25 protein-coding genes are annotated in these 22,778 nt (G+C 67.4%); 18 read left to right on the forward strand and 7 right to left on the reverse strand.

Annotated elements, in window-relative coordinates; all coding sequences use genetic code 11:
- Positions 1 to 143: 143 nt before the first annotated feature.
- The 5 genes from AC4AMJ_RS14590 (at position 144) to AC4AMJ_RS14610 (ending at position 4,272) form a co-directional block, all read left to right on the forward strand.
- Complete coding sequence (locus AC4AMJ_RS14590) at positions 144 to 752, forward strand: YdcF family protein (RefSeq protein ID WP_489912962.1); 609 nt, start codon at positions 144 to 146, stop codon at positions 750 to 752.
- Positions 753 to 795: 43 nt separating this feature from the next.
- Positions 796 to 1,182 carry a nitroreductase family deazaflavin-dependent oxidoreductase gene (locus AC4AMJ_RS14595; RefSeq protein WP_489912964.1) on the forward strand — a complete coding sequence of 129 codons (387 nt, stop codon included), beginning with the start codon at positions 796 to 798 and terminating at the stop codon, positions 1,180 to 1,182.
- On the forward strand, positions 1,182 to 2,009 hold the full coding sequence (locus AC4AMJ_RS14600; RefSeq protein WP_489900467.1) for a dienelactone hydrolase family protein: 828 nt from the start codon (positions 1,182 to 1,184) through the stop codon (positions 2,007 to 2,009). Before AC4AMJ_RS14595 ends, AC4AMJ_RS14600 begins: the two co-directional genes overlap by 1 nt.
- 66 nt (positions 2,010 to 2,075) lie before the next feature.
- Positions 2,076 to 2,489: a PaaI family thioesterase gene (locus AC4AMJ_RS14605; RefSeq protein WP_489912966.1), complete on the forward strand. Its 414-nt coding sequence runs from the start codon at positions 2,076 to 2,078 to the stop codon at positions 2,487 to 2,489.
- A 97-nt stretch (positions 2,490 to 2,586) separates the two neighbouring features.
- Positions 2,587 to 4,272 carry an HNH endonuclease signature motif containing protein gene (locus tag AC4AMJ_RS14610; protein ID WP_489912968.1) on the forward strand — a complete coding sequence of 562 codons (1,686 nt, stop codon included), beginning with the start codon at positions 2,587 to 2,589 and terminating at the stop codon, positions 4,270 to 4,272.
- Positions 4,273 to 4,294: 22 nt separating this feature from the next.
- Here the strand turns inward: AC4AMJ_RS14610 and purE are convergent, their stop codons facing one another.
- The gene (gene purE, locus AC4AMJ_RS14615; RefSeq protein WP_489900463.1) at positions 4,295 to 4,867 is read right to left on the reverse strand and encodes a 5-(carboxyamino)imidazole ribonucleotide mutase; all 573 of its coding nucleotides are present in this window, start codon (positions 4,865 to 4,867) and stop codon (positions 4,295 to 4,297) included.
- Positions 4,864 to 6,060, reverse strand: coding sequence for a 5-(carboxyamino)imidazole ribonucleotide synthase (locus AC4AMJ_RS14620; protein ID WP_489918435.1), 1,197 nt, complete (start codon positions 6,058 to 6,060; stop codon positions 4,864 to 4,866). Before AC4AMJ_RS14620 ends, purE begins: the two co-directional genes overlap by 4 nt.
- Positions 6,061 to 6,161: 101 nt before the next feature.
- Here AC4AMJ_RS14620 and AC4AMJ_RS14625 point away from each other — a divergent pair, with 101 nt between their 5' ends.
- On the forward strand, positions 6,162 to 6,722 hold the full coding sequence (locus tag AC4AMJ_RS14625) for a GtrA family protein (RefSeq protein WP_489912970.1): 561 nt from the start codon (positions 6,162 to 6,164) through the stop codon (positions 6,720 to 6,722).
- Here AC4AMJ_RS14625 and AC4AMJ_RS14630 read toward each other — a convergent pair.
- Genes AC4AMJ_RS14630 through AC4AMJ_RS14640 form a run of 3 tightly spaced genes read right to left on the reverse strand, consistent with a single transcriptional unit; the run spans position 6,694 to position 9,319 of the window.
- Positions 6,694 to 8,046 (reverse strand): sensor histidine kinase, encoded by a 1,353-nt coding sequence (locus AC4AMJ_RS14630; protein ID WP_489912972.1) that lies wholly within the window; start codon positions 8,044 to 8,046, stop codon positions 6,694 to 6,696. The two genes, AC4AMJ_RS14625 and AC4AMJ_RS14630, sit on opposite strands and share 29 nt — an antisense overlap.
- A gap of 26 nt (positions 8,047 to 8,072) precedes the next feature.
- On the reverse strand, positions 8,073 to 8,747 hold the full coding sequence (locus AC4AMJ_RS14635; protein ID WP_489900460.1) for a response regulator transcription factor: 675 nt from the start codon (positions 8,745 to 8,747) through the stop codon (positions 8,073 to 8,075).
- Positions 8,744 to 9,319: a PH domain-containing protein gene (locus tag AC4AMJ_RS14640; protein WP_489912974.1), complete on the reverse strand. Its 576-nt coding sequence runs from the start codon at positions 9,317 to 9,319 to the stop codon at positions 8,744 to 8,746. Before AC4AMJ_RS14640 ends, AC4AMJ_RS14635 begins: the two co-directional genes overlap by 4 nt.
- Positions 9,320 to 9,429: 110 nt before the next feature.
- Here AC4AMJ_RS14640 and AC4AMJ_RS14645 point away from each other — a divergent pair, with 110 nt between their 5' ends.
- The gene (locus AC4AMJ_RS14645) at positions 9,430 to 10,050 is read left to right on the forward strand and encodes a DUF6069 family protein (RefSeq protein WP_489918436.1); all 621 of its coding nucleotides are present in this window, start codon (positions 9,430 to 9,432) and stop codon (positions 10,048 to 10,050) included.
- A 33-nt stretch (positions 10,051 to 10,083) separates the two neighbouring features.
- On the opposite strand, the gene AC4AMJ_RS14650 is transcribed toward AC4AMJ_RS14645, so the two are convergent.
- On the reverse strand, positions 10,084 to 10,878 hold the full coding sequence (locus AC4AMJ_RS14650) for a biotin--[acetyl-CoA-carboxylase] ligase (RefSeq protein ID WP_489912976.1): 795 nt from the start codon (positions 10,876 to 10,878) through the stop codon (positions 10,084 to 10,086).
- Between the two features lie 137 nt (positions 10,879 to 11,015).
- On the opposite strand from AC4AMJ_RS14650, the gene AC4AMJ_RS14655 reads away from it, so the two are divergent.
- The 10 genes from AC4AMJ_RS14655 (at position 11,016) to AC4AMJ_RS14700 (ending at position 20,527) form a co-directional block, all read left to right on the forward strand.
- Positions 11,016 to 12,644, forward strand: a complete 1,629-nt coding sequence (locus AC4AMJ_RS14655; protein WP_489912978.1) for an acyl-CoA carboxylase subunit beta — start codon at positions 11,016 to 11,018, stop codon at positions 12,642 to 12,644.
- Positions 12,641 to 12,877 carry an acyl-CoA carboxylase epsilon subunit gene (locus AC4AMJ_RS14660; protein ID WP_489900455.1) on the forward strand — a complete coding sequence of 79 codons (237 nt, stop codon included), beginning with the start codon at positions 12,641 to 12,643 and terminating at the stop codon, positions 12,875 to 12,877. Before AC4AMJ_RS14655 ends, AC4AMJ_RS14660 begins: the two co-directional genes overlap by 4 nt.
- A complete protein-coding gene (locus tag AC4AMJ_RS14665; protein ID WP_489912980.1) occupies positions 12,871 to 13,506 on the forward strand; it encodes a Maf family protein in 636 nt (211 codons plus the stop codon). The genes AC4AMJ_RS14660 and AC4AMJ_RS14665 overlap by 7 nt, the downstream gene beginning before the upstream one ends.
- 188 nt (positions 13,507 to 13,694) lie before the next feature.
- Complete coding sequence (locus AC4AMJ_RS14670) at positions 13,695 to 13,940, forward strand: hypothetical protein (protein ID WP_489912982.1); 246 nt, start codon at positions 13,695 to 13,697, stop codon at positions 13,938 to 13,940.
- Positions 13,937 to 15,232, forward strand: a complete 1,296-nt coding sequence (locus AC4AMJ_RS14675) for a condensation domain-containing protein (protein WP_489912983.1) — start codon at positions 13,937 to 13,939, stop codon at positions 15,230 to 15,232. Before AC4AMJ_RS14670 ends, AC4AMJ_RS14675 begins: the two co-directional genes overlap by 4 nt.
- Before the next feature lie 75 nt (positions 15,233 to 15,307).
- Positions 15,308 to 16,204 carry a sulfurtransferase gene (locus AC4AMJ_RS14680; protein WP_489900450.1) on the forward strand — a complete coding sequence of 299 codons (897 nt, stop codon included), beginning with the start codon at positions 15,308 to 15,310 and terminating at the stop codon, positions 16,202 to 16,204.
- Positions 16,201 to 16,629 (forward strand): SufE family protein, encoded by a 429-nt coding sequence (locus AC4AMJ_RS14685; protein WP_489900448.1) that lies wholly within the window; start codon positions 16,201 to 16,203, stop codon positions 16,627 to 16,629. The genes AC4AMJ_RS14680 and AC4AMJ_RS14685 overlap by 4 nt, the downstream gene beginning before the upstream one ends.
- A 13-nt stretch (positions 16,630 to 16,642) precedes the next feature.
- The gene (locus AC4AMJ_RS14690) at positions 16,643 to 18,157 is read left to right on the forward strand and encodes a condensation domain-containing protein (RefSeq protein WP_489900447.1); all 1,515 of its coding nucleotides are present in this window, start codon (positions 16,643 to 16,645) and stop codon (positions 18,155 to 18,157) included.
- A 189-nt stretch (positions 18,158 to 18,346) separates the two neighbouring features.
- Entirely contained in the window at positions 18,347 to 20,155 is a 1,809-nt protein-coding gene (locus AC4AMJ_RS14695; RefSeq protein WP_489912984.1) for an acetyl/propionyl/methylcrotonyl-CoA carboxylase subunit alpha, read from the forward strand.
- 3 nt (positions 20,156 to 20,158) lie between these two features.
- Positions 20,159 to 20,527: a hypothetical protein gene (locus AC4AMJ_RS14700; RefSeq protein WP_489912985.1), complete on the forward strand. Its 369-nt coding sequence runs from the start codon at positions 20,159 to 20,161 to the stop codon at positions 20,525 to 20,527.
- On the opposite strand, the gene AC4AMJ_RS14705 is transcribed toward AC4AMJ_RS14700, so the two are convergent.
- Positions 20,483 to 22,063, reverse strand: a complete 1,581-nt coding sequence (locus tag AC4AMJ_RS14705; RefSeq protein ID WP_489912986.1) for an MFS transporter — start codon at positions 22,061 to 22,063, stop codon at positions 20,483 to 20,485. The two genes, AC4AMJ_RS14700 and AC4AMJ_RS14705, sit on opposite strands and share 45 nt — an antisense overlap.
- 107 nt (positions 22,064 to 22,170) lie before the next feature.
- On the opposite strand from AC4AMJ_RS14705, the gene AC4AMJ_RS14710 reads away from it, so the two are divergent.
- On the forward strand, positions 22,171 to 22,773 hold the full coding sequence (locus AC4AMJ_RS14710) for a TetR/AcrR family transcriptional regulator (RefSeq protein WP_489918437.1): 603 nt from the start codon (positions 22,171 to 22,173) through the stop codon (positions 22,771 to 22,773).
- Positions 22,774 to 22,778 lie beyond the last annotated feature (5 nt).

The following is a 22,778-nucleotide window of genomic DNA, read 5'->3' on the forward strand; positions in this document are numbered from 1 at the left end:
AACGCTAAGGTCTCAGTCCGTCGAACTCCGTCACGCGATAACGAAGAGTGTGTCTAGCGTGACTCATGCAGATCAAAGGGAAAGCTGCTGGTTTGTTGGGCACAAGTGCCCTGAGTGTCGCGATGGTCATGATGACACCCGCGGTGACCGTTGATGCGTCCCCGGTGACCGCCTTCAACGGCCTGATGTCGACGGCCGGTGGTTGCCAGTCCCCGATACCGGACCTGGTCAAATGGTGCACCGATCAGGAGCGACTCACGCCCGAGGTACCGATGATGCTGCAGATCAACCCGTTCGGGACACGCATCGTCGTGCTCGGCGCGGCCCTCAACCGCGACGGCACGATGAAGCCGGTGCTCGTGACCCGGCTGCAGGCAGGGCTGTCGCTGGCGCGTGCCTTTCCCACCGCGGGGATCATCACCACCGGCGGACTCCCGAGACGGGGTCGCACCGAGGCGCAGGCCATGAAGTCGTGGTTGATCGCGCACGGCGTCCCGGCCCATCGGATCGCCACCGAGAACCGTTCCCGCAACACCATCGAGAACGCCCGCTACACGGCGCGGATGCTGGCCGCCGGGCGCGCCACCGGCGCCGTGGTCGTGAGCAGCCCCACCCACGTCAAACGCGCGATGCTCAATTTCCGCACGGCCGTCAACGGATCGATCCCGATCGCCGGGGTCATCTCCGGCTACACCGACGGAGCTCCTCCGGCGGGATCGGGCTCCGGCAGCGGTTCGACCGGGTCGAGCTGATCGACTCTCCACAAATGCGCCTCGGTACGGCATCCTCGTACCCATGAAGCTGCCTGCGTCCGTCGCGCGATTCAACAAGAAAGTCACCAATCCCATACAGCGCCAGTGGGCGCCCCGCCTGGCCCCCTGGGCGATGGTCGAACACGTCGGCCGCAGGTCGGGCAAGCGCTATTCGAACCCGGTGCTGGCCTGGGCGGACGGTGACCGGCTGTCGATCGTGCTCACCTACGGCCGTCATACCGACTGGGTACGCAACGTCCAGGCCGCGGGCGAGTTCGGACTCATTCGGAAGTCGAAGCACTACACGGTGATTCGTCCGCGGATCATCCCGTCCGACTCTCCCGACGTCGCACGCGGGGCACGCGTCCCCGCGCGCCTGTTCGATTCGGTGCTGACCGGCACCATCGTCGCCGACAAGACGGAGGCCTGATGGCCGACGATCCACTCGACGACTTCACCACCCGCGAGGTCACCGTCGGCGCCACGACCCACCGCGTGTACCGCAAAGGGTCAGGTCCGGCGGTGATCGTCATCGCGGAGATGCCGGGCATCAGTCCGAAGGTCGCCGACTTCGCCCGCAAGGTCGCCGAGCGCGGACTCACCGCGGTCATGCCTTCCCTGTTCGGGGTGGACGGACGCGATCCGCGACCGTCGAATCTGGGCAATCTCGGTGCGGCGCAGAACATGCTCGGCACCATCGCGCGGGCGTGCATCAGTCGCGAGTTCACCGTGCTGGCCACCGGGAAGGCGTCACCGGTGGCCGACTGGCTCCGCGGACTCGCCGCCGAGGAACACCAACGATGCGGCGGCCCCGGCGTCGGTGCGGTGGGGATGTGCTTCACCGGCGGATTCGCGCTGGCCATGGCCACCGACGATCGCCTGCTCGCCCCGGTGCTGTCCCAACCCTCGCTGCCGTTCGGGATCATCCCGTCGCGCAACCACTCGATCGACGTCAGCGACGCCGACCTCGCGCGCGTGAAGAACCGTTGCGCAGCCGGACTCCAGGTGATGGGCCTACGCTTCGAGGGCGACCGGCTCGCCCCGCGAACGAGATTCGACTTCCTGCGCGAGCAGCTCGGTGACTCGTTTCTGTGCGTCGAACTGCCCGATTCGGCGGCGAACCCGGATTCTATGCTCCCGCAGCCTCATTCGGTGCTGACCGAGGACCTCGTCGACGAGCCGGGCGAACCCACGTTCCAAGCGCGCGAGCAGGTACTCGACTTCTTCACCGAGAAACTGCTGACCACCGCTGATTGACCCGGAATTCGCCTAAACTGAACGTTTGTGGAGGCGACCGCCATTCAGGACCGACTCTTCGGAACCATGACCTGCTTCGGGTGTGGTCCGGCGAATGAGCGTGGACTGCAGCTCAAGAGCTATGCAGGCGACGACTACGTCCGCGCCACATTCATGCCGTGGCCCGAACACGACAACGGCATCGGTTACCTGAACGGTGGGATCATCGCCACCCTGCTCGACTGCCACAGCGCCGCGGGTGTCATGGACGAGGCGTCGCTGCAGGGATGGGAAGCCGAACCGGGCACACTCCTGCCCTATGTCACCGCCGGCATCGACGTCCGGTACATCCGCCCCAGCCCACTCGACAGTGAGGTCGAACTCCGCGCCGTGGTCGTCAGCTCCACCGAGGCCGAGATCGTCTGCGACGCCGAACTGCGCTACGACGGGAAGGTCCGTGCCACCGGTCATGCCGTCTGGAAGCGCTGGCGGGCTCGCTGACCTCGACTCCGGGCCCCGTGGCGCTTTTCGTCGCCGGTTGTGCACAGACGATCGGCGCCCGAACGAAATTGTCGGTGTTCGAACGTATGTTTGACGCATGACATCTGGCGCGGTACTCACGCAGCTGGCCGAGGACGAGCGGCACTCGGCGACCGAACTGGTCGAGGTGCTGCACCACTGCAATGCCGTGCGCTCCTGTGCCGACTACCGGATACTCCAGGCGGTCAGCCTGATCCATGAGGAACGCGAACAGGAGTATCTGATCCGCCTCGCCACCGAGGCGGGTACGAGTGAGACCTCGCTTGCCGACCTCGAGAAGCTCGCGGTACGTGCCGCGGGCGGTGACGATCCGAGAGCGCAGTACGGCCCGACCGGGCTCGAGGCGGCCATCGCCGAGGTCGGGGCCGCGCTCACGGTCCCCCCCGCCCGCGCCCGTGAATTGATCCTGGCGGGCAGTGTGATGCGCAACCAACTCGCTTTCACCGGCGGCACTCTGGGAGCGGGGCGCATCGATCTCACCCGTTTCCTGCTGGTGGTGCGCCGCACGGAGCTGTGCGACCCCGACAAGATCGAGCTGATCGACGTGGAGATCGCCGATGCGATCGAGACGCGCGAACCCATGTCGATGCGACGCTTCCAGGCCATGGTCGACCGGATCGTCGCCGAACACGATCCCGATGCGGTCCGACGCCGCCGCGAACTCGTCGATGCCGACCGCAAGGTGACGATCCGCCCGGACCGGTTCACACCGGGACAGTCGAGGGTGACCGGTGCGCTGCCGGCCGAGCAGGCAGCAGCGGTCGACGCCCGTCTCACGGCCATGGCGGCCGCAATACATCCCGACGATCCTCGGACCACGGCCCAGCGGCGGGCAGACGCGTTGGTGGCCTTGGCCAATGGCGTCCAGCGGCTGACGTGTCGATGCGAGGGCTGCGCGAGCACATCATCGGAGACACCGGATGAGGTGGCGCGCGAAGAGACGCGAAGGCACGATCCGACGACGGACGCTTGCGCACCTGAAGCCGGAACCGCCAACGCCGGTTCGGCCAACGCCGGTTCCGCCGAACCGGGTTCCGCCGACGCGAGCGCCGAGACCGGCGCCGGTGAAACGAGCACCGGTGCCGCTGGGAGCTGTGACGCCGCCGCGAGTGATCCCGCCATGGCACCGCGGCCGACCTTCCACATCGTCGTCAACCTCAGCACTCTCCTCGGCCTCGACGACGATCCGGCATTCCTGGACGGGCACGGGGTCATCGACGCCGCCACCGCACGCGGTCTGGTCACCGAGGCACGACGGACCTACGTGCGGACCGACATCACCAACTCACCACAGGCCATCGCCCGCCATACGCCCGGCAAGAAGGTCGACGCCCTGGTCCGCGCCGGCGAATTGTGTTGCACCTTTCCCGGTTGCGACAACCCGGTCTGGCACGCCGACAATGATCACACCGTCCCGCACGGCGAAGGCGGGGCGACCCACCCGCGAAACCTGAAGCCGCTGTGCCGTTTTCATCACCGCATGAAGACCTTCGGCGTCGGATGGCGTGACCATCAGGACGAGCTCGGCACGGTGTTCTTCCAATCCCCCACCGGCCACACATATCTGGGCAACGCGTTCACCGGACGCGATCTGTTCCGATCACTGACCCGCAGCGGCCCGCCACCGGATCATCCGGCACGGCAGCGAATCGACGCACTCCGCGCGAAGCGTGCCGGAGCGATCAGACGTGCCGACCAGCGCGCGATGGATCGGTGGAACGAGCAGAATCCGCCGCCGTTCTGACGGTGCAGCCGGGCAGCGGCCCTCAGTCCTCGCCGAGCAACTTCCTCCGCAACGCCTCGTCCTTCTCGAGCACCATGGTCTCCAGACCCTTCTGGAAATCCTGCATGCGCGAACGCAGCCCGGCGTCCGAGGTCGCAAGGATTCGCACGGCCAACAAACCCGCGTTCCGTGCACCGCCGATCGACACCGTCGCCACCGGGACGCCGGCGGGCATCTGCACGATGGACAGCAGCGAGTCGAGTCCGTCGAGTGTGCGCAATTGAACCGGCACACCGATCACCGGCAACGGGGTGGCCGAGGCGACCATGCCCGGCAGATGCGCGGCACCACCGGCGCCCGCGATGATCACCGAGATGCCCCGGGCCGCCGCGCCCGACGCGTAGTCGAGCATCCGTTGCGGCGTCCGATGCGCCGACACCACACCGACCTCGAAGGGCACCTCGAACTCCGCAAGCGCCTCCGCCGCGGCTTCCATTGTGGGCCAGTCGGAGTCGCTGCCCATGATCAACCCGACCCGTGGCCTGGTCGGCTCGCCGGGTGACCCGGTCTCATCGGCAGGCGATTCGGCGCCGGAACTCGCTGCGGTGTCGGTCATGAGTGCACATCCCATCCATCGGTCCATTCGGCATGCGACATCCAGTGCGCGGCGCGCTCGGCGCGCTCGCGGACCTCGGTCACCGAATCGTTCCCGGTCCCAACAATGTTGACGTGACCGATCTTACGATCAGGCCGTTCGCCCTTACCGTACAGATGCACCTTGGCATCGGGCATGCGCGCCATCAGATGATGCAGACGCTCGTCCATCGACATCTCCGGCGACGCCTCGGCACCGAGCACATTCGCCATCACCGTGACCGGCGCGCGGGGAGCGGTGTCACCGAGGGGGTAATCGAGCACAGCGCGCAGATGCTGTTCGAACTGCGACGTCACCGCTCCGTCCATGGTCCAGTGCCCGCTGTTGTGCGGCCGCATCGCGAGTTCGTTGACCAGCAACGCGCCGTCGGACGTCTCGAACAGCTCCATCGCCATGACCCCGACCACGCCGAGCTCGCCCGCCAAACGCAGAGCCATCTCCTGCGCCTGCTCCGCGACGTCCTCGGACAGGTCCGGGGCAGGCGCCATCACAACAGCGCACTGACCCTTGCGCTGCACCGTTTCCACCACCGGCCATGCCCCGCCCTGACCGAACGGCGATCGGGCGACCATCGCCGACAGTTCACGTCGCATCGCGACCTTCTGTTCGGCGATCAGCCCGACATCGGAGCCCATCTGCTCGTCGAACACCGCGAGCGCCTGGTCACGATCGTCGAGCAGCCAGACACCGCGACCGTCATACCCCCCGCGGATCGCCTTGATCACGATCGACCATCCGTGTGTGTCACCGAACTCGACCAGCCGCGCACGCGCGTCCGCGTGGTCACCGGTCAGGTCCGCGAAGTCCGGTATCGGCAGCCCCAGCTCGGCGAGCCGGACGCGCATCGCCAGCTTGTCCTGGGCGAAATGCAGCGCCTTCGACGGTGGGCGCACCGCGACTCCATCGGCTTCCAGCGCCTCGAGATGTGCCAGCGGCACGCCTTCGTGATCGAAGGTGAGCGCCACCGCCCCCTGCGCCGCACGACGCAGGTCGGCGAGTTCGTCGTGGGAGCCGAGCACCACATCGGCGCTCACCTGAGCTGCGGGGTCGTCCTCGCTCGTCGCCAAGACGCGCAGGCACTGCCCGAGCGCGATGGCCGCCTGGTGAGTCATACGAGCGAGCTGACCACCGCCGATCATCGTCACGGTAGGCATGCTGGAAGTCACGCGACACATCGTGGCACGAAGCCGACATCATTCGCACATGAGCGCCCGGCGAAGTTACCGTTCGGTCTTGTTTCGTACACTCGGATCTTGTGCCCTTTATCGACGAGCTGGTGGCTCGACTACCCGAGCCCGTTCGTCAGCTCGCATTGCGTCACCACGAGCTGATCAAATTCGCCCTCGTCGGCGGAACCACCTTCGTCTTCGACCTGGCCATCTTCTACCTGTTGACGTTCACGGTCCTGGAGTCGAAGCCCGTCGTCGCGCGTGTCATCTCCGGAACCTTCGCCACGATCCTGAGCTACGTGCTCAACCGTGAGTGGGCATTCAAGAACCGTGGCGGCCGCGAGAAGCACCACGAAGCCCTGCTCTTCTTCGTGATCAGCGGGATCGGGGTCATTCTCGCCGCCGCTCCGCTGTGGGTCGCCAACAACGTCTTCGACCTACGCAGCAACGTCAGCGTGACCGAACAGGTCGTGATCGACTTCATCCTCGGCTTCCTCATCGGCAATCTGCTGCAGATGGCGTTCCGGTTCTGGGCGCTGCGCAAGTTCGCCTTCCCCGTGGAACAACTGCGCGGCGGCGACGCCGGGTCGACCGACCTGCATCCGACGTTCGAAGAACTCACCGATGAGGAACTCGGTCACGCCTGACGACGTCGGATGACGACGCCTGGTCGCCCCCACCGTCTCCGTCGCCCGCGTCCGTGCCGTGTCCGTGCGCCGACGGCATGACCAGCGCGAAGACCGCAGGACGGCGTGACGTCAGTTCGAGTCGCCCACCGTCGGCCTCGACCAACGCGCGGGCCAGCGACAAACCCACACCGTTGCCGCGCCCGGCGGAGAATCCGCGTCGGAAGATCAGCCCGACGAGCTCGTCGGGCACTCCCGGTCCCTCATCGGCGACGGTGACCCGCATCATGTCACCGGAGGGCAGGTCGTCCACCTCGATGCGGCACCTGCCGCCACCGTGCTGCAGTGCGTTGTCCACCAGCACACTCAACGCCTCGCGCAAACGGCCCGGACGGGCGCTGACCGCGACCAGGCGGCCGCTGTACCCCGCCGAGATGGTTCGCCCACTCGCCGCGAACGCCGTCCGGAAGTCGCCGATGAGCGTGCTAACCATCTCCTCGACGTCGATGTCGATGGGCACCGCCGGGTCGTTTCTCGACGCCGCAACCATCTCGTCGAGCTCGCGCGACAGCCGCTCGACCTGTTCGAGTGCCGCCTCGGCCTCGCTCACGACCGACGGGTCGGGATGCATGGACAGCTCGTCGAGACGTAATTGGATGGCCGTGAGCCTGCTGCGCAGCTGATGCGAGACGTCGCCGACGATCTCGCCTTCCCGCTCGAGACGCAGCGCGATCTCGGCGTTGGCGTCACCGAGCGCCCGGGACACGCGATCGAGTTCGCCGATGCCGTATGACTTCCACTCGGAGCGGAAATCGCCCTTGGCCATCGCCGCAGCACGATCGGCGAGGTCGATGAGCGGGTCGGCGATCCGGCCGACCGTCACCGCCGCGACGATCGTGCCCGCCGCGATCGAACTGGCGACCACCAGGGCGACGATGCCGACTGCCGCGAGCTGATCGTCGCGCACCTGGGTCAGCGGGATCTCCAACAACAACGAGCCGGCGTTGCCGAGGCCGATCGCGTCGGCCATCGTCGCTCCCTCGATCGGCTCACCGATCACCGTGACGGCGTCGGCGGCGCCCGATACCGGGTAGCGAACGGTCAGCCGGCCACCATCGGGGAGCAGAACCCGGAAGGCATCGACGTCGAGCTCGCCGGCTGTGACCGATCCCTCCTGGCCCTCCTGACGGATCAGCTGATCGGAGATCAGCTTGAGCCTGCTGTCCAGGCTCTGGTGGGCGTTGTCGGAGACCCACCACCACGCGATCACGCTCAATGGGATACCCAGGAGCAACCCGACCGCGATGATCATCGCGATCATCGTGTTGAGAATCCGGCGTCGCACCGCTGCTCCGTCGTCTCGTCAGGCGATCACGGATCGAACCGGAAGCCGACACCACGCACGGTGACGATGTGGCGCGGACGATCGTGCTGGTCGTCGCCGATCTTTCGCCGCAGCCAGGAGATGTGCATGTCGAGGGTCTTCGACGACCGCAGGTCGGCCGAGCCCCACACCTCGGTGAGGATCTCGTCGCGACTGACCACCTGCCCGGACCGCTCCATCAGGAAGCGCAGCAGGTCGAACTCGCGGTTGGCGAGCACCAGATCGGAGCCGTTGACCAGAACCCGCCGGCCTCTGGTGTCGAGCTGGATGTCACCGCCGTCGAGGACGACGTCGGCGCTCTGCTGCCTGCGCAACAGGGCTCGGACGCGCGCGAGCAGTTCGGCGAGCCGAAACGGCTTGCCGACGTAGTCGTCGGCGCCTGCATCCAGGCCGACGACGAAATCCACCTCGTCGGTGCGCGCGGTGAGCATCAGCACGGCCAGCTGTGGACGCGCCGTCCGTACCCTCCGGCACACCTCGAGTCCATCGATCTCCGGCAGTCCCAGGTCGAGGATCAGCAGTTCGAACCGACTGTCGAGTGCCTGATCCAGCGCCTGCGCGCCGTCGGTCACGACCTCGCACCCGTATCCCTCACGGGTCAACGCCCGGGCCAGCGGTTCGGCGATCGCCGCATCGTCCTCGGCCAACAACACATCGGTCACCTGCGACTCCCCTCGTCGTGCCGGCGATCCGGGTCGTCGTCGGAGACCTCCCGCATCTCCTCGGAGTATGCCTCGTCGTCCATGTCCAGCACCTCGTGATAGAGCAGCGCATGGACCCGTTCGACCTGCGGGATGTCGTCGAACGACAACGGATCGTCGGAGGCGGACTCGATGATCAGCGTGCCGGTCCGCAGGAGGCGGTCGATCGGGCCGTGCCGGAACTCGACGGTGTTGATCCGCCGGATGGGGATGTCGATGCCCGACCTCGTCAGGATGCCGTTGCGGAAGATCACCCGACGGTCGGTCAGCACGAAATGCGTCGACGACCACGACACGAGCGGTCGCACGAAATACCAGATGAATCCGGCCAGCCACACGACACCGATGATGATCAACAGCACCATCCGGGTCGTCGACCCGAGGTCGGCGCCGCTCACGATTCCGGACAGCGTACCCGCGACCGCCGTCACCACCACGAACAGGAGAAACGGCCCGATCAGGCACTTCCAGTGGGGATGCCGATGCAGGACGATGTCCTCGCCGGGCGCGAGATTCTCCCGTGGATAGGCCATGTCTGTCAGCTTAGTGCGCACCGACCCATGGACCGTTCATCTCGACACCGGCGGTGGGTAGACTGCCGATAAACGTCAAGGTCGCCGACAGTCTCGAGGTCCCACACGACATGAGCTACCACGATCCACGTGACCCGCGGGATCCCCGGGACCCCCGGACCGCACGCTATGAACCGGGTTATCCCGAGTCCCGGGCGTACAGCGAGTCCACTCCGCCGCCCGGCTATTCCGAGCCCACCTATGCGATGGATTCCCAAGGTCGGTCGCAACCGGCCCGGCCGAAGCCGCGTCTGGGACCCAATGTCAATCCGACGATGTTCATCGGCGGCGTCGTCATGACCGGGGTGGTGACCGGCCTCGCCGCGTGGCTGGCCGCATGGGTCATCCGGGCGATCGTGCAGCGGGTCAACGACTCCGGACGGTTCGGAATCTGGAACCCGCTGTCCCGCGACGAGTTCTGGTTCGCCGTCGTCGGCTTCTTGTGTGCCCTCGCCGCCGGCGCACTCTGGTACGTGCTGCAGCTGATCACGCCGTCGCCGGATCAGTTCTTCCGCTGGATCGTCGGCCTGCTCATCGCCGCGTCGGTCATCATCCCGCTGATCCTCTACGCGGAGATCTCGGTGGGAATCGCCACCGCGGTGCTGCACCTGATCATCGGGCTACCGATCGCCGCGCTGATCCCGGCCATGGGACACAAGAGCATCCAGGGTCCCCAGGCCGGAACACGCTGAGGGCTACCGCCCCCGAGCCGCAGCCGACCGCGATCAGTCGGCCGACCGCAGGTGGGTGACGTCGCCCGCGGCCGCGACGACCTGTCGGCCGTCGGCCTCCACGACGATCCGTCCACTCGCGTCGACACCGATCGCGGTCCCCACGACCTCCTCGTCGCCGGGTAGGGCCAGGCGCACCCGCCGGCCGACGGTGTCGCTCTGTTCGCGATAGGTCTGCGCCAATTGCTCCAGGTCACCGGGCCACCGCACGAGCAGATCCGCCAGGGCGCGCAGGAAAGCCGCGGCGAGGTCGGTCGGCGCAACCGAATGGCCGGTGGCGATGCTCAGCGATGTGGCGGTCGGCACCGGGAGTTGCTCCGTGGTCATCGACGTGTTGATCCCGATGCCGATGACCGCCACACCACCGGACGGTGTGTTCGCGTACTCGGACAGGATCCCCGCCACCTTGTGATCGTCGATCAGCACGTCGTTGGGCCACTTCAGCGCCGGCCGGACACCGACGACGTCATCGATCGCCCGCACCGCGGCCAGGCCGGCGATCAGCGACAACCAGCCGAGGTGCTCGGTGTGTTCGCCGACCGACAGCGCCGCGGACATCGCGAGTTGCGTTCCTCGCGGCGCGGTCCAGTCGCGGGAGTGTCGGCCGCGCCCCGCCGTCTGGTCGGACGTCAGGCGCACGGTGCCGTCGACATCCTCGGTCGATGCACGTGCGATGAGATCGGCGTTCGTCGAACCGGTCGCGTCGACGACCTCGACGCTCCGCCATCGGGTATCCGCCAGCAATTCGGCGAGTCGGTCGGAATTCAGTTGCGCAGCATCGGTGGTCACACCTCAAGACGCTACCGCCACAACCGCAGGTGAGCGGCCATTTATCAGGTTCCCGACCGATCGCTCGGGAACATGAGGCGAATCTCACGTTGATCCGGTTGACGTGGGTCACAGTCAGGTAGTTAGCATCGGTGTTCATGACGACAGCTTCGCGCGAGGACGGCGCCGCTCCAGACATCCACACCACGGCAGGGAAACTCGCCGAACTGCGCAACCGCCTCGACGAGACCAAGCACCCGGTGGGCCAGGCCGCGGTCGACAAGGTGCACGACAAGGGCAAGCTGACCGCGCGCGAACGCATCACCCATCTGCTCGACGAGGGATCGTTCGTGGAGCTCGACGCGCTGGCCCGCCATCGCAGCACGAACTTCGGCCTGGCCGAGCGGCGTCCGCTCGGTGACGGCGTCGTCACCGGCTACGGCACCATCGACGGGCGCGAGGTCTGTGTGTTCAGCCAGGACTCGACGGTGTTCGGCGGAAGCCTCGGCGAGGTCTACGGCGAGAAGATCGTCAAGGTCATGGACCTCGCGATCAAGACCGGCCGTCCCCTGATCGGCATCAACGACGGTGCCGGCGCCCGTATCCAGGAGGGTGTCGTCTCCCTGGGTCTCTACGGCGAGATCTTCCACCGCAATGTCCGCGCGTCGGGTGTGATCCCGCAGATCTCACTGATCCTGGGCGCGGCGGCCGGCGGCCACGTCTATTCGCCCGCCCTCACCGATTTCGTCGTCATGGTCGACAAGACCAGCCAGATGTTCATCACCGGCCCGGATGTCATCAAGACCGTCACCGGCGAGGACGTCACCATGGAGGATCTCGGCGGCGCGCACACACACATGGCGAAGTCGGGGACCGCGCACTACGTCGCCGGCGACGAAGAGGACGCCCTCGAGTACGTCAAGGAACTGCTGGGCTACCTGCCGTCGAACAACCGGGCCGAGGCGCCGCGCCTGCCGGTTGCCGAGCCGGCGGCCGGATCGATCGAGGACACCCTCACCGACGAGGATCTCGAACTCGACACCCTCATCCCGGACTCCCCCAACCAGCCGTACGACATGCACGAGGTCATCCGTCGCATCCTCGACGACGACGAGTTCCTCGAGATCCAGGCCGAGTATGCGACGAACATCATCGTCGGTTTCGGTCGGGTCGACGGTCGTAGCGTCGGCATCGTCGCCAACCAGCCGACCCAGTTCGCCGGCTGCCTCGACATCAACGCCTCGGAGAAGGCGGCCCGTTTCGTGCGCACCTGCGACGCCTTCAACATCCCGATCGTCACCCTGGTGGACGTGCCCGGATTCCTGCCCGGCACCGACCAGGAGTACAACGGCATCATCCGACGTGGCGCCAAGCTGCTCTACGCGTACGGCGAGGCCACGGTCGGCAAGATCACCATCATCACGCGCAAGGCCTACGGCGGCGCATACGACGTGATGGGTTCCAAGCACATGGGCGCCGACGTGAATCTCGCCTGGCCGACCGCGCAGATCGCCGTCATGGGCGCCTCGGGAGCCGTCGGCTTCGTGTACCGCAGCCAACTCAAGGATGCTGCTGCCAAGGGCGAGGATGTCGACGCCCTGCGTCTGCAACTGCAGCAGGAGTACGAGGACACCCTGGTCAATCCGTACGTCGCCGCCGAGCGCGGGTACGTGGACGCGGTCATCCCGCCGAGCCACACCCGTGGTCAGGTGGCGACCGCACTGCGGCTGCTGGAGCGCAAGATGGTCAACATGCCGCCCAAGAAGCATGGGAACATTCCGCTGTGAGCACCACCGAGAACGAATCGCCGAGCGCACCGGCCGCGCCGTTCCTGCGCATCGTCCGGGGTAACCCCACCGACGACGAGGTCGCGGCCCTCGTGGCCGTGGTCGCCGCGGCCGCCGGGTCGGCGGGTGGACCTGCCGTCGACAACCGGCCCCGCGATGACTGGGGGCGCCCGGAGGACCGGCTACGCCCGATCTGGGGCGCACCCACCAGTTTCACGAATCTGAGGTGGTGACCACCACGGTCGTCCTCGGGTCGGCGTCGCCGGCCCGGCTGCGGGTACTGCGCGACGCGGGCCTCGACCCGCGGGTGATCGTGTCCGACGTCGACGAGGATGCCCTGCTGGAAACGTTATCGGCGTTTCCACCCGAGGACGTGGTGGTGCGATTGGCCCGCGCGAAGTCGGATGCGGTGATCGCCGAAATCCTCGCCGACACCCCAGACGCGGCGGATGCGGTGGTCCTGACCTGCGACTCGATGTTGTTCTTCGATGGGCGATTGAGTGGTAAGCCGCACACCGCGGATGCCGGCCATGCGCAGTGGCGGCGGATGCGCGGCAAGTCCGCGCAGTTGATCACCGGGCACTGTGTGACCCGTATCCGCGACGGCGAGGTGACGGGTTCGGCACAGGATTCCGCGTCGACGACTATCCACTTCGCCGACATCGGCGACGCCACGATCGACGCGTATGTCGCGACGGGCGAACCGCTCACGGTCGCCGGGGCATTCACTCTCGACGGTCTCGGTGGCTGGTTCGTCGACGCCGTCGACGGAGACCCCTCGTCGGTGCTGGGGATCGGATTGCCCACCGTGCGAAGGTTGTTGGGCGACGTCGGAGTCGACGTCACCACCCTGTGGACGTGACGTGATCTGAGCGTTCCCGGCACCGCCGGTAAGAATCTCGTCCGAACACGATGTGCACGAGTGCAATTCGCCCGGCCGCGGTGACATATCTCACAGCAGCGGGCCCGATCGTCGGTGTGGATCAACTCCGTGCGGACGTGCGGCCCTCCCCGTCCCACCCGAACCCCGCCGTTGTTTCCTCCCCGGAGATGTTGCCGCATCCCGACTCTCGCCGTGTCACACCGGCCCGGACCCTGGTGCGGGCCGCACCCTCGATCGGAGAGGTCCAGACCGGCAAGGCATCGTCGACGGTTCGTCGCGACCGCGATCGACACCCGATCGCCGTCCGACAAGCCGATACCATGGCTGCTGAACCGTCGATGACGACCTGGTTCGCCACGCTGCGCCACGATCTGCGCACCACACCGACCGCGACCGCCGGGAGCCGCATGTGAAGGTCACCGCTGTCGATCTCGTCGATGTGTCGGGAACGCTCACCGAATTGACTCCCCGGTGGAACGGCGAACCACGCGTCACCGACCTCCCGGTGTCCTTCAATCAGGCAAATCATCTTCGCGCACACCATGACCGCCACTCGGCGTCCGGGTGGTTGGCGGGTGCGGTCGACCTCGGCGTCCGTGTCGCCGACCCGATGCGCGCAGCCTGCGCGGTGACCCGGCTGATCGCCGAGCAGCAGGTGCTGCGCACCCGATTCCGGGCGGTACCGTCCCCACGCCAGGACGTCTTCGACCCGCGGCAGGTCTCCGTGCGGCCGCACCTGATCGGCGACGTCGACCGCGGTCGGTTGGCGTCCTGGCTCGACAGCCGTTGCGTGGCCGGACCGGTCCCCGGGATCGCATTCGGACTCTTGGATGACTCGCTGGTGTGCGGCTTCGACCACGCCCACGCGGATGCGCTCACCATCGACCTCGTGCTGCGACGCCTCTCGGCGCTCTACGCCGATCCCGATGCGTTGCCCCGGCCGGGGAGAGATGTCGCCGCACGTTTTCACGCCGAGAGCCGACGGTCGACGCCGTCGGACGCCGACCTGCTGGCAGGCTGGCAGGAGTTCTTCGCCGCCACCGGCGGCCGGGTCCCGACCTTTCCCCTGCCGCTCGGGCCGGTCGCGCCGCGGACACCGGCTCGCACCCGGGTGGAGACGATCGTCGACGCCGAGCACGCCGAGCGCCTCGGCCGCCGTCCGTTCGCGACGATCCTCGCGACGCTCGCCGCCACCATCACCGAACTGGGTGGCCCGGATGAGCTGGCCGCCCTGATACCCGTCCACACCCGGGGGCGTCGCGACGCCGACGGCTGGCATGACACCGCCGGCTGGTTCGTCACCAACGCACCGGTGCGTGTCCGCGCCGCCGACATCGGGGGCGCCCGAGCCGCGCTGCGCCGCGCGGTGGACCTCGCCGACGTACCGCTGGACGAGGTCATCCGGACATGCGCGCCGACCCTGCCTGCCGGCGACATGTTCATGATCTCGTATCTGGACTACCGCAAACTCGGACCGCGACTGCCCGGCGCACACCACATCTCCGGCTGCCTCACGGCTGACGACGTCGCATTCTGGTTCTCCCGCACCGACGACGGGATCGACCTGCGGACCCGCCACCCGGCAACAGAGACCGCCGACGCACTCCTCGAACGGGTCGTCTCGACCCTGGCGCGTAGGCTTCGGCTCGTCACCGCCCGCGACAACCGGCCATACCGCGCACCGCACGACCCTGCGACTCGGTAGGCTCGCTATCGACACACAGCGGCTAGTCCATCGGGTGACCGATCGATTCGTCACCACTTCTGGAAGGGAACGCAGTTGAGCGTTGAGACCGATCCGAATCCGGCGTTCGCCGACTTTGCGCACCCGGAGCGTCTCGTCAGCACGCAGTGGCTGTCGGCGCATCTCGGCGCCAAGGGACTGAAGATCATCGAGTCCGACGAGGACGTCCTGCTGTTCGACATCGGCCACATCCCCACCGCGCAGAAGGTCGACTGGCACCTCCATCTCAACGACCCGGTGACCCGCGATTACATCGACGGCGAGCAGTTCGCCGAGCTGATGCGCAGCAAGGGCATCGAACGCGACGACACCATCGTCATCTACGGCGACAAGAGCAACTGGTGGGCGGCCTACGCCCTGTGGGTCTTCACCCTCTTCGGGCACGAGGACGTGCGGCTCCTCGACGGCGGCCGGGATGCGTGGATGTCCGAGGACCGCGACACCTCCTTCGACGTCCCCGAATATCCTCGTTCGGACTACCCGGTGGTGCAACGCGATGACACCCGGATCCGCGCCTTCGCCGCCGAGGTGCTCGGTGCGCTCGGCACCGAGCCGCTCGTCGATGTCCGGTCCCCGCAGGAGTACACCGGCGAGCGCACCCACATGCCGGACTACCCGGAAGAGGGCGCACTGCGCGGCGGGCACATCCCGACCGCGGTCTCCATCCCCTGGGCCAAGGCGGCCGCACCCGACAGCCGCTTCCGCAGCAAGCCCGAACTCGAGGAGATCTACGCCGACCTCGACCCGGCGACCCCGACGATCGCCTACTGCCGCATCGGGGAACGCTCGAGTCACACCTGGTTCGTGCTGACCCATCTCCTGGGCTACGAGAACGTCCGCAACTACGACGGCTCGTGGACCGAATGGGGCAATGCCGTTCGGGTTCCGATCGCGATCGGGCCCGAGCCCGGGCCCGCGCCGGCATCGAAATGACGCTGCCCGCAGCGCTCGCCGAGATCGTCGAGGACTTCGGCGCTCTCGGCGACTCGGACAAGGTCACCTTGCTCCTGGAGTTCTCCCGCGAGTTGCCGGAGCTGCCCGCCCACCTCGCCGAGGATGCGATGGAGCCGGTGCCCGAATGTCAGTCGCCGGTGTTCCTGTCCGTCGACGCGAGCGACGCCGGTGCCGTGCGGCTCTACTTCACCGCACCACCCGAGGCACCCACCACCCGCGGTTTCGCCTCGATCCTGCATCAGGGGCTCGATGGTGCCTCGGCGGCCGACATCCTCGCGGTGCCTGCCGACTTCTACCACGATCTCGGCCTGGACTCGGCGGTCAGTCCGCTGCGTCTGCGTGGCATGGCCGGCATGCTGGCACGCATCAAGACCCAGGTGGTCGCCCAGAGCGGCCACGTGTGACCGCCCACGACTGATGAAGTTCATCCAGATCCGCGACGAGCCGATCGAGCCGGGCGGTCTCGTCGAGTGGACCCCGTATGTGCCCGGCGGGCTGGGCACGTGGACTCGAGATTCGCGTCTGACCTCGCACAATCATGAGCAGCACCTGCGTGCGGCCTTCGAGTACCGGGTGCGGACCCGCCGCGAGGGCGGTCGCGAGTCGTGGCTGGGGTTGTCCATAGAGTTCGACGAACCACTGTCCATCCCGGCGATCCGCAAGACCCTCACCCGGTGGATCGACCGCCACGAGGTACTGCGGAGTCATGTGATCATCCGCGGTGACGGGCTGCAGCGGCTGAGCACGGCGCCCGGCTCGGTCAAGCTCAAGATGGGCCGGATCGGTTGGTACAACCAATCGGGCCCGCTGGTCGAACAGATCGCCGGCGCGTTCGACCGCGCGACCGCGCCGCTGCACTGGCCGGCATACATGTTCGCGACCGTGGGTCGCGAGGATTCGTTCACGCTCCTCTTCGCCGCCGACCACTCGCTGGTGGACGGCTACTCGCTGATCATGGCGCAGCACGAACTCGTGACCCTGTATCGGGCCGCACGGACCCTGACCGAGCCCGATCTGCCCGAGGTGGGCAGTTACGTCGACTTCAGCGCCGAGGAACGTCGCCAGGCCGACCAGACCGGCGCCGACCATCCGGCAGTCCGTACCTGGGCCGACTTCCTCCGGGCCGGGCACGGCGGCATGCCCGCCTTCGGCATCGATCGGGCCGACCCCGCCATCGAGCAGGCCGATCTCGATGCCCCGGCCCCCGACCCCAGCGACGAGTCCGCCGTCGCACAGCAATCGCTGTACGGGTTGGTCCTCGACAACGACGCCGCCAACCGGTTCACGGCCGTCTGCTCGCAGGCGGGCGGCACGGTGACCGCCGGGGTACTCGCGGCGTTCGCGCTGGTCTACCACCGGCGGACCGGCGATCCCGAGTTCCGGTGCGTCCTGCCGCGGCACACCCGCGACGACACCCGATGGCTCACCGCGCTGGGCTGGTTCGTGGCCGTCGCACCGTTCACCCTCGACGTCTCCGATTCACCGACCTTCGACCAGGCCGTGGTCCGCGCCACCGCCGAACTCAAGAGGTCCCGACAGGGAGCGGGTCTGCCGTTCCTCCGGGTCGCCGAACTGCTCGGGCACGGTGGTGAGCCGTTGTTCGTGATCTCGTTCATCGACACCCGCTACGCTCCCGGTGCCGCGGAGGCGGACGCGGGTCGCGCGAAGGTGCTGCGCAGCCACAGCTACGCACCCCACGAGGTGTACATCTGGATCAATCGCACCCCCGGCGGAATGCGTGTCTCCGCGCGCTTTCCACCCGAAGGCCCCGAAACGGACAACCCGGCCGACGATGTGAACCACGCCACTGGCGCCCATCAGTTCCCGGCCCCGATCGCCCGGGATCCTGGCCCCGCGCAGTCCTACCTGCACGATTTCACCCACTTCGTTCGAGAAGTCGGCGACACCAGCACATTTCGTACCCACGAGTAACCTGATGGGGTCCACCGAGCAATCGATCGGTGAGCTACTGTGTTTTCCGGAACGCGTGATGCTTAAACTCAAGTGTCGTGCCTCACTCGAGCGGGCAGACCGAAGGCCGCCGGGTGAACCCCAGACGCGTGATGTAAGTCATAACAGCCAGTGCCGCTCCACCGAGCGTCACGACGCCCAGGAGAACAAGTGCCAAGTCCCTCTGCGAACAGCATTTCCAAGGTCCTCATCGCCAACCGCGGCGAGATCGCGGTGCGTGTCATCCGGGCCGCTCGTGACGCCGGCCTCGCCAGCGTCGCCGTCTATGCCGAACCCGACGCCGACGCGCTGTTCGTCAAGCTCGCCGACGAAGCGTTCGCACTCGGTGGACAGACCTCCGCAGAGTCCTACCTGGTGTTCGACAAGATCCTCGACGCCGCGGCCAAGTCCGGTGCCGACGCGATCCACCCGGGCTATGGCTTCCTGTCCGAGAACGGCGACTTCGCCCAGGCCGTCATCGACGCGGGCCTGATCTGGATCGGACCGTCACCGCAGTCGATCCGCGACCTCGGCGACAAGGTCACCGCCCGACACATCGCACTCAAGGCCGACGCCCCGATGGCACCCGGCACCAAGGACCCGGTCAAGGACGCCGACGAGGTCGTCGCCTTCGCCGAGGAACACGGCGTGCCCGTCGCGATCAAGGCCGCGTTCGGCGGCGGCGGCCGCGGCATGAAGGTCGCCTACACCATCGATGAGATCCCCCACCTGTTCGAGTCGGCGACCCGCGAAGCCGTCTCCGCGTTCGGTCGTGGTGAGTGCTTCGTCGAGCGCTACCTCGACAAGGCCCGTCACGTGGAGGCCCAGGTGCTCGCGGACCAGCACGGCAACGTGATCGTCGCCGGCACCCGCGACTGCTCGCTGCAGCGCCGCTTCCAGAAGCTCGTCGAGGAGGCCCCGGCGCCGTTCCTGACCGACGAGCAGCGCACCAAGATCCACGAGTCCGCGAAGGCGATCTGCCGCGAGGCCGGTTACTACGGCGCAGGCACGGTCGAGTTCCTCGTGGGCAGCGACGGCCTCGTGTCGTTCCTCGAGGTCAACACCCGCCTGCAGGTGGAGCACCCGGTCACCGAGGAGACCTCGGGCATCGACCTGGTGCGTCAGCAGTTCCGCATCGCCAACGGCGAGAAGCTGGAGATCTCCGAGGATCCCACCCCGCGTGGTCACTCGTTCGAGTTCCGCATCAACGGCGAGGACGCCGGGCGCAACTTCCTGCCCGCCCCCGGTCCGGTCACCGTGTACAAGGAGCCGACCGGCCCCGGTGTGCGCGTCGACTCCGGTGTGGTCGCCGGTGACGTCATCGGCGGACAGTTCGACTCCATGCTGGCCAAGCTGATCGTCACCGGTGAGACCCGTGAGCAGGCACTCGAGCGCTCACGTCGCGCGCTGGCCGAGTTCGAGGTCGAGGGACTCGCCACCGTCATCCCGTTCCACCGCCACATCGTGGAGAACCCGGCCTTCCACGGCCACAAGGACGAGAATGGTGTCGAGAAGTTCGACATCTACACCAAGTGGATCGAGACCGACTGGGACAACCCGATCGAGCCCTACACCGGTGGCGAACCGATCGAGGAAGACGACTCGCTGCCGCGTCAGAACGTCATCGTCGAGGTCGGCGGCCGGCGCGTCGAGGTCTCCCTGCCCGGCGACCTCTCGCTCGGCGGCGGTGGTGGCGGCGCCAACGGTGTCGTGCGCAAGAAGCCCAAGGCACGCGCCCGCAAGAAGGGCGGCAACACCGCCGTCTCCGGTGACGCCGTGGCGGCCCCGATGCAGGGCACCGTCGTCAAGGTCGCCGTTGAGGAGGGCCAGGAGGTCTCCGCCGGGGATCTGGTGGTGGTGCTCGAGGCGATGAAGATGGAGAACCCGGTCACCGCCCACAAGGACGGCGTGGTCACCGGACTCGCCGTCGAGGCCGGTGCCGCGGTCACCCAGGGCACCATGCTCCTCGAGCTGAAGTAGGACTTGCAGCCAGTCGAGATCAACGCCGGAGCGTGGTATCTGCGCGCGTTGCGCGCTGACGACCGCATCTCCGACGTCCCCGCGCTGAACGACCTCGGTGTCCCCGATCCCGTCGGGTACACCGAGGTCGTTGCGCGTGGATGGGATGACGAGACCTTGTTCGTGTGGGCCGTCTGCATTCCGACGACCGGCGAACTCGTCGCCGTCATCGGCGTCACACCGACCGGCGAATCCGGTCGGTTGTGGGGACGCGCGCGCAGCGGCCATGCCGACGCGCTCGACGCCGCCGTGGGTCCGGTGACCCGCTTCGCGGCGGGCGCCTTGAACCTACCGACCGGCGACACCCTCGTCGACGACATCGGCGGCGCCTGAACGGTCGGTGGGAGCGGATTCGGGATCACCCGGAGCCGCCTCGAGGAAATCCCGGCTGCGGATCAGCGCGGCCGCCACGATGCCCCCGACCACTGCGACGATCGCCGCGATCAGCAGGATCTGGTCGAGGGCGTCCACGTAGCCGAATGCTGCTGTGCGAGCGACGTCGGCCCGCAACGGTCCCGGCACGCTGCCCAGCACTCCGGCCAGATTGCCGTCCGCGACCGCTTCGCCGATCTCGTGGGCGCGCCCAGCGAGCGCACCCCCCGACAACGCCGTCGCCACCCCGTCGGTGAGATGAGCGGCGAGCAGGCTGCCGAGCAGCGCCACACCGGTCGCGATACCGATCTGGCGGAACGTGGAGTTGATTCCCGACGCCATACCGGCGCGCGCCTGCTCCACCACGCCGACCGCGGTGGACGCCAGCGGCGGATTGATCAGGCCGGTGCCGACTCCGGCGACGACGAATCCCGGCGCGAGCTGGGTCCAGCTGCCCGTGGGATCGGTGCCGCGCATCAGCCAGAGACCCACGGCGACGAAGATGAATCCGGGTCCGATCAGCCATCGGATCGGCACGACGTCGGACAGCCGACCCGCGACCGCCGCGGCGACGAACACCACTGCCGAGAACGGCAGGAAGCGAATCCCGGCCTCGAGAGCGGAGAAGCCCATGATGTTCTGCAGGTAGATGACGATGTAGGTCAGCACCGAGAACATCGACGCCGAGATCGCCCACGCCGCGACGAGGCCACCGTTGAAGGTGGGCACACGGAGCAGCGACCCGTCGAACATCGGTTGCGCGACAACACGTTCGACGACGATGAACACGATCAGCAAGACCACCGATCCCACCAGCGAGCCGGCGACCGTCACCGACGTCCAGCCATCGGCATGGCTGCGGATCAGACCGAACACGAGCAACGCCAGGGCACCGCTGAAGGTCACACAGCCCAGCCAGTCGATCCGTCGGTGGCCGGGGGCCCGCGATTCGTCGACACCCACGAACGTGACCACGAGCGCCGCGAGGCCCACCGGGATGTTCACGAAGAAGATCCAATGCCACGACAACGCACTCGTCAGTACACCGCCCAGGACGGGACCGACGGCCACCGACACACCGGTCACCGCGCCGAAGACACCGAACGCGATGCCACGCTCGCGCGGGGCGAATGCCTGGGCGATCAGGGCCAGCGACGTGGCGAACATGATCGCGCCGCCGATTCCCTGTACGGCACGGGCACCGATGAGGAACCCGATCGACGGCGCGAGTCCGCAGGCGAGCGAACCTACCGTGAAAACCACGATCCCCCAGGCGAACACACGCTTTCGGCCGACGATGTCGGCGACGGTGCCCGAGGTCAGCAGCAGGGCGGCGAGGGTGAGCGCGTAGGCGTCGATCACCCACTGCAGTCCCGCCAGCGACGACCCCAGATCCCGCTGGATGTCCGGTAGTGCGACGTTCACGATCGTCACGTCGAGCAGCAACATGAACACCCCGGTACACACGGCGGCGAGGGTCAACCATTTCCGAGACATCTGCGACCTCCGATGGGAGTATTTATTGAGCTGTAACTCAATTAATGCTGACACATATTGAGTCGATACTCAATAACAATCTCGAGGTGCGTAGAGTGTCCGACGTGATGAGACGAGGACGGCCACCCAAGACCGGGCGCGACGAGATCGTCACGGCCACCCTCGCCGTCCTGCGCGAGCGCGGGATCGCCCGGGTGACGACGCGCGAGATCGCCACCCGCCTTGGCATCTCCGAGGGCAGCATCTTCTACCACTTCGGGGACCGCAAAGGCCTGGTGGGCGCCGTGTTCGCCGAATCGTTGCGGCCACTGTGGGAATTCGGTCCGACCATGCCCGAAGCCCCGCGGGATGCCGTGGAGCTACACAAGGTCCTCGATCAGTTCACCGCGCGTCTCGATGAGTTCCTCGAAGCCGGACTCGACGTACTGATGGCCGCCCAGGCCGACAACGAACTCCGGTCCGAGTTGGGCGCGGTCATCCTCGAGAACGACTACGGACCCCAGCGTGGGGTCACCGCGATCAGCGAGTACCTGCAGTCCGCGCAGCGGGCCGAGGTGACCCGCGGCGACGTCGACACCGACATCGCGGCCCATCTCCTCATCGCGTCGGTCTTCATGCGCCACGCGCAGCCGATGCTCCTCGGCCACTCGCGCGGTCTCCCCTCTCGCGCACAGGTCCTCGACACGCTCGTCGCGGACCTGACCCGCTGAGCACC

Source organism: Gordonia sp. LMA484, assembly GCF_058129505.1.